Raw genomic sequence first — 4,133 nt, 5'->3', positions numbered from 1 at the left:
CCGCGGCGGGTGTCACGCTCGGGGCCGCCCTCCATCTCGAGAAGCGCCTGCCGGTTGCGGCGGGTATTGGCGGCGGGTCTGCCGACGCCGCCGCCGCCCTCCGCCTCCTGACCCGGCTCTGGGACATTAACCCTGCCCATGCCCGCGCCATCGCGCCATCGCTGGGCGGTGACGTGCCCGTGGCGCTGTTGGGCCAGCCTGCTTTGATGCGCGGCGAGGGCGAACGCGTGGAGCCTGTGACGCTTCCGGCGCCGATTCCGGCCGTGCTCTTCAATCCCGGGAGGGCCTGTCCGACCGGACCGGTCTTTGCCGCGTTCGACGCAGCCGGCGGGGGCCAGGATTTTGCCGAGCTCGGGCCGTTGCCCGGCTTTGCCGACCTCGACGCGCTGTTTGGCTGGCTTGCAGCCCAGCGCAACGACCTCGAAGTCCCGGCGCTGGCGCTTGTCCCGAAAATCGGACCGGCCACCCCCTTGCCACCCCCACACCTCACTCGCATGAGCGGGTCTGGCGCCACCTTCCTCGCCCTCTACGCCACCCTTGCTGCCGCGCAGGAATCTGCCGACAGGCTCAGCGCGGAGCACCCCGAATGGTGGGTGCGCGCCACGTTGCTGGGAGGCACGGACCCGTCATGACGCCTGTCCTCCTCGGCCTGCCTTTCCTGTCCATCCTGTTGTGTTTCCTGGTCATCCGCTTCGGCGTGAAGGATGCGCCCGACGGCGGCCGCAAGACCCAGAAAGCGCCCGTACCCACCGCCGGGGGGATCGCCATATTCGCCACGCTGGCCGTCGGCCTGTTCCTGACCGGCGACCTGCCGACCCTGCCCGGAAACGGCTTGCCGGCATTGATGATATTCGTCTTGGCATCTGTAATCATAGGGTTTTTTGACGACACTGTCGGGCTGAACCCCAAACTGAAACTTGTCCTTTTGGCGCTGGTTTCACTCCTCGCCGCCATTTTTGGCCCCCGACTTGGGTTTTTCCACCTGCCGTTCGGCCCCGGAGAAGGCTATGGCCTTCCCGTCTGGCTCTCCGTCGCAGGCGTCGCGCTCTGGCTGTTCGTCCTGGCCAATGCGACGAACTTCATGGACGGCGCCAATGGCCTCGCCATGGGTAGCGCGATGCTGATGTTCGTCGCCTTCGCCATCCTGTTGTCCTGGCTGGCGATCCAGGATCCGGGCACCGGTGTAGAATTGGCCATGAGCCACGTCACCGCGATGGCGGCTGCCGCGACATTGGGCTTCCTTGCCTGGAACCTGTCCGGTCGTCTTTTTGCCGGGGATACCGGGTCGCTCGGAGTCGGTGCCCTGCTCGGCGCGGCAGGTCTCGTGGTCGCCTGCCGCCTGACGGTATGGGAGCCCGTCGTCCTGACGCTGCCCTTCCTGGTCGATGTCTTCATGACCCTGCTCTGGCGCGCGCGTGCCGGCCGGAACCTGTTCGACGCACACCGCGACCATGCCTATCAGCTGTTCCTCAGGGCCGGCTGGTCGCACATGCGTGTCGCAGCGCTCTGGGCGGGCATGACGCTTGTTTGCGGCGCAGGCCTGCTGGGCCTCGGCCCGCTCTGGGGCGCGCAGGTGATTTTCGTGCTGCTGGCACTCGGCATTGGGCTGTGGACATGGCAGCGCGTGACGCTGGGCCGGAAGCTCGCCGCAGAAGGCCGCTAGTAAGCGCGCTCCACGCAGAAATCTGCAAGGTCTTCAAGTGCATCGCGATAGGCGCTCTGGGGCAGGCTGCGCAGCGCGCCCTTGGCGAGGGCCGCATAGGCTTCGGCTTCCTGCACGGTCGCTTCGGCTGCTCCGGTCGCCCGGATCAGGTGCACGGCATGGGCCAAATCCTGTTCGGACTGGGTATCGGGATGCATGGCCCGCTCCCAGAATGCCCGGTCCTCGTCAGATCCACGGCGCCGGGCGATAATCACGGGAAGCGTGATCTTGCACTCGCGGAAATCGTCGCCGACCGACTTGCCGATCACAGTCGTCGTGCCGCCATAGTCGAGCACGTCGTCGATAATCTGGAAGGCGAGACCGAGATTCTTGCCATAGGTCGCGAGCGCCGCAGCATGCGTATCACCGCCGCCGGACATCGCGCCGGTTTCGGCCGCGGCCTCGAACAGAGCGCCGGTCTTGGCCTCGACGATGGCGAGATAGTCTTCGGTCGGCAGGTCGCGCGCCTGCATGGCGGCGAGCTGGCGCACTTCACCCTCGGCAATCGTGGTCGATGCGGTCGCCAAACGGTTGAGGATTGCGAGATTGTTGGTTTCGACCAGCAGGTTGAACGCCCGTGCGAACAGGAAGTCGCCGACCAGGATAGAGGCCTTGTTGCCCCAGATCGCCTTGGCGGCGGGCTTTCCCCGGCGCAGGTCGCTTTCGTCCACGACATCGTCATGCAGCAGGGTGGCTGTGTGGATGAACTCGACTGCAGCAGCGAGCGCGTGGGTGGCTTCATTGGCCGCACCGACTGCGTGGGCCGAGATCAGCGTAATCATCGGGCGCAGGCGCTTGCCCCCGGCCGAGACAATATAGCCTGATAGATCCGGTATGACGGCGACAGGGCTGGCAGCCCGCTCGGCAAGCAGGACTTCTACGGCCGCAAGGTCGTCGGCGACGAGGGCTTGCATGCGCTCGACGATCGAACCAATGGCCGCCTTGGATCTGGGTCTCGGCGCGAAGGTCAAGAAGCAACTCCTGTTGGATCAGTATCCGCTTGTATCTAGGCTTATGGTATGCAGCAACAAAGCACGACGCGGCACCGGGCCGCAGTTATATGGGCCAAGTGGCGCCTGCGCCATAGGCCGGATGCCTGAAAAGCTGGAACGCCGCCGCGTTTTGCGCTTTATAGGCAGTATGAAAACACTCATCTCAGTCTCTGCGCTCATCCTGGTTGCCGCCTGTGCGAGTCACACGCCGTATGGTCCTGCAAATTCCAGTGGCGCGGCGGGATATGAATCCCAGAAAATCGAAACCGGGCGTTACCGTGTGTCTTACACCGACAAGGACGCCAATCGCTCGCACGACATGGCCCTGCTGCGCGCGGCCGAGATTACGATGCAGGATGGGCATGACTGGTTCGAAATCACCGGTGGTTACACCGATCAGGACGACGCCCGGTCGGGCAGCCGGACCTCGGTGAGCGTGGGCGGGTCGACCGGTTCGCGCGGCTATAGCGGGGTCGGTGTGGGTGTCGGATTCGGTATTCCCGTGGGCTCCAGCGGGGGCAGTGTGACGACCGTTATCGACATCGTTACGGGCGATAATCCGAAGCCGGACCGCCCGTCGGTCTATGACGCCATGTCGGTCGACATCAACCTCCGGGGCAATGCGCCCTGATGGAGGAAATCTTCCGCACCAATGACCTGGTGAAACTCTCTTATATCGAGCATTTGCTGCAGGATGCAGGCATCGCCTATTTCGTGGCGGACCAGCACATGTCGGCCGTCGAGGGCAATATTGGCGCCTTTCCGCGGCGGGTTATGGTGCGTGGTGACGTGGTCAAGGCGGCTGAAAAGGTGCTGGCCGAGGTCGAACGCGGGTGATCGCGTTCACCGAGGATACGGTCTACCAGGGCCGCGTGAAACTGGTGCAGCCATTGAAGGGATTCCGGGCCGGAACAGACTCTTTGCTGCTGGCGGGAGCGCTGGTGGAAAAGGCTGGCGGGGAGGCTCTGGAGCTGGGATGCGGGTGCGGCGGGGCTTTGCTGCCGGCGGCGTTCCGGATGCCGGGCATGCGGTTTACGGGTGTGGAAATCGATCCGGAAATGGCGTCACTGGCAGAGGCGGGCGTGGCGGCGAACGGCTTCCAGGACCGGGTGACAATCGAAACCGGCGAGGCGTCGGACTGGGTGAAACCGTATCAGAACCGGTTCGATCTCGTGTTCGCCAATCCCCCCTATTTCGAGTCGGGAAAAATCTCGCCGCCGGGCGAGGGGAAAAGCTCGGCCTACATTGAATCGCTTGATGTTTCCGGCTGGGTCAAGGCGATGGTCTTCGCCGCCAAGCCGCGCGCGCCGGTCGTGCTTATCCACAGGGCGGCGGAGCTGGCGCGGATCCTGTCAGTAATGGACAAGCAGACCGGCGAGGTCACGGTGCTGCCGCTGGCCGCCAAGCCGGGCGCCGAGGCAGGCCGGGTGCTGGTAAGG

The 4,133-nt window shown here is 64.8% G+C and carries 6 protein-coding genes; 5 read left to right on the top strand and 1 reads right to left on the bottom strand.

What is annotated here, in order from left to right; genetic code table 11:
- Together AADA04_RS01720 and AADA04_RS01715 are read left to right on the top strand one after the other, a co-directional pair.
- A partial coding sequence (locus tag AADA04_RS01720; RefSeq protein ID WP_340691503.1) for a 4-(cytidine 5'-diphospho)-2-C-methyl-D-erythritol kinase occupies positions 1-632 on the top strand: 632 nt, incomplete at its 5' end.
- A complete protein-coding gene (locus tag AADA04_RS01715; RefSeq protein WP_340691502.1) occupies positions 629-1,663 on the top strand; it encodes a hypothetical protein in 1,035 nt (344 codons plus the stop codon). The genes AADA04_RS01720 and AADA04_RS01715, both read left to right, overlap by 4 nt.
- Here the strand turns inward: AADA04_RS01715 and AADA04_RS01710 are convergent.
- Entirely contained in the window at positions 1,660-2,673 is a 1,014-nt protein-coding gene (locus AADA04_RS01710; protein ID WP_340691501.1) for a polyprenyl synthetase family protein, read from the bottom strand. The two genes, AADA04_RS01715 and AADA04_RS01710, sit on opposite strands and share 4 nt — an antisense overlap.
- Before the next feature lie 169 nt (positions 2,674-2,842).
- Between AADA04_RS01710 and AADA04_RS01705 the strand changes: the two genes are divergently transcribed.
- The 3 genes from AADA04_RS01705 to AADA04_RS01695 form a co-directional block, all read left to right on the top strand.
- The gene (locus AADA04_RS01705; RefSeq protein ID WP_340691500.1) at positions 2,843-3,325 is read left to right on the top strand and encodes a hypothetical protein; all 483 of its coding nucleotides are present in this window, start codon (positions 2,843-2,845) and stop codon (positions 3,323-3,325) included.
- Complete coding sequence (locus AADA04_RS01700) at positions 3,325-3,531, top strand: DUF2007 domain-containing protein (RefSeq protein WP_340691499.1); 207 nt, start codon at positions 3,325-3,327, stop codon at positions 3,529-3,531. The genes AADA04_RS01705 and AADA04_RS01700 overlap by 1 nt, the downstream gene beginning before the upstream one ends.
- Positions 3,528-4,133, top strand: a 606-nt coding sequence (locus AADA04_RS01695; protein ID WP_340691498.1) for a methyltransferase domain-containing protein, incomplete at its 3' end; no start/stop codon positions are given. The genes AADA04_RS01700 and AADA04_RS01695, both read left to right, overlap by 4 nt.

Origin of the sequence: Hyphomonas sp., assembly GCF_037969335.1 — a bacterium.
Classification (GTDB): domain Bacteria; phylum Pseudomonadota; class Alphaproteobacteria; order Caulobacterales; family Hyphomonadaceae; genus Hyphomonas.
The sequence above is the reverse complement of the archived record's forward strand: the minus strand, read 5'-3'. Positions and strand labels throughout refer to the sequence as shown.

Bases quoted from the DNA above. Each gene is read 5' to 3' on its own strand.
- AADA04_RS01715 (WP_340691502.1), top strand. From the start codon at position 629: ATGACGCCTGTCCTCCTCGGCCTGCCTTTCCTGTCCATCCTGTTGTGT.
- AADA04_RS01705 (WP_340691500.1), top strand. From the start codon at position 2,843: ATGAAAACACTCATCTCAGTCTCTGCGCTCATCCTGGTTGCCGCCTGT.
- AADA04_RS01700 (WP_340691499.1), top strand. From the start codon at position 3,325: ATGGAGGAAATCTTCCGCACCAATGACCTGGTGAAACTCTCTTATATC.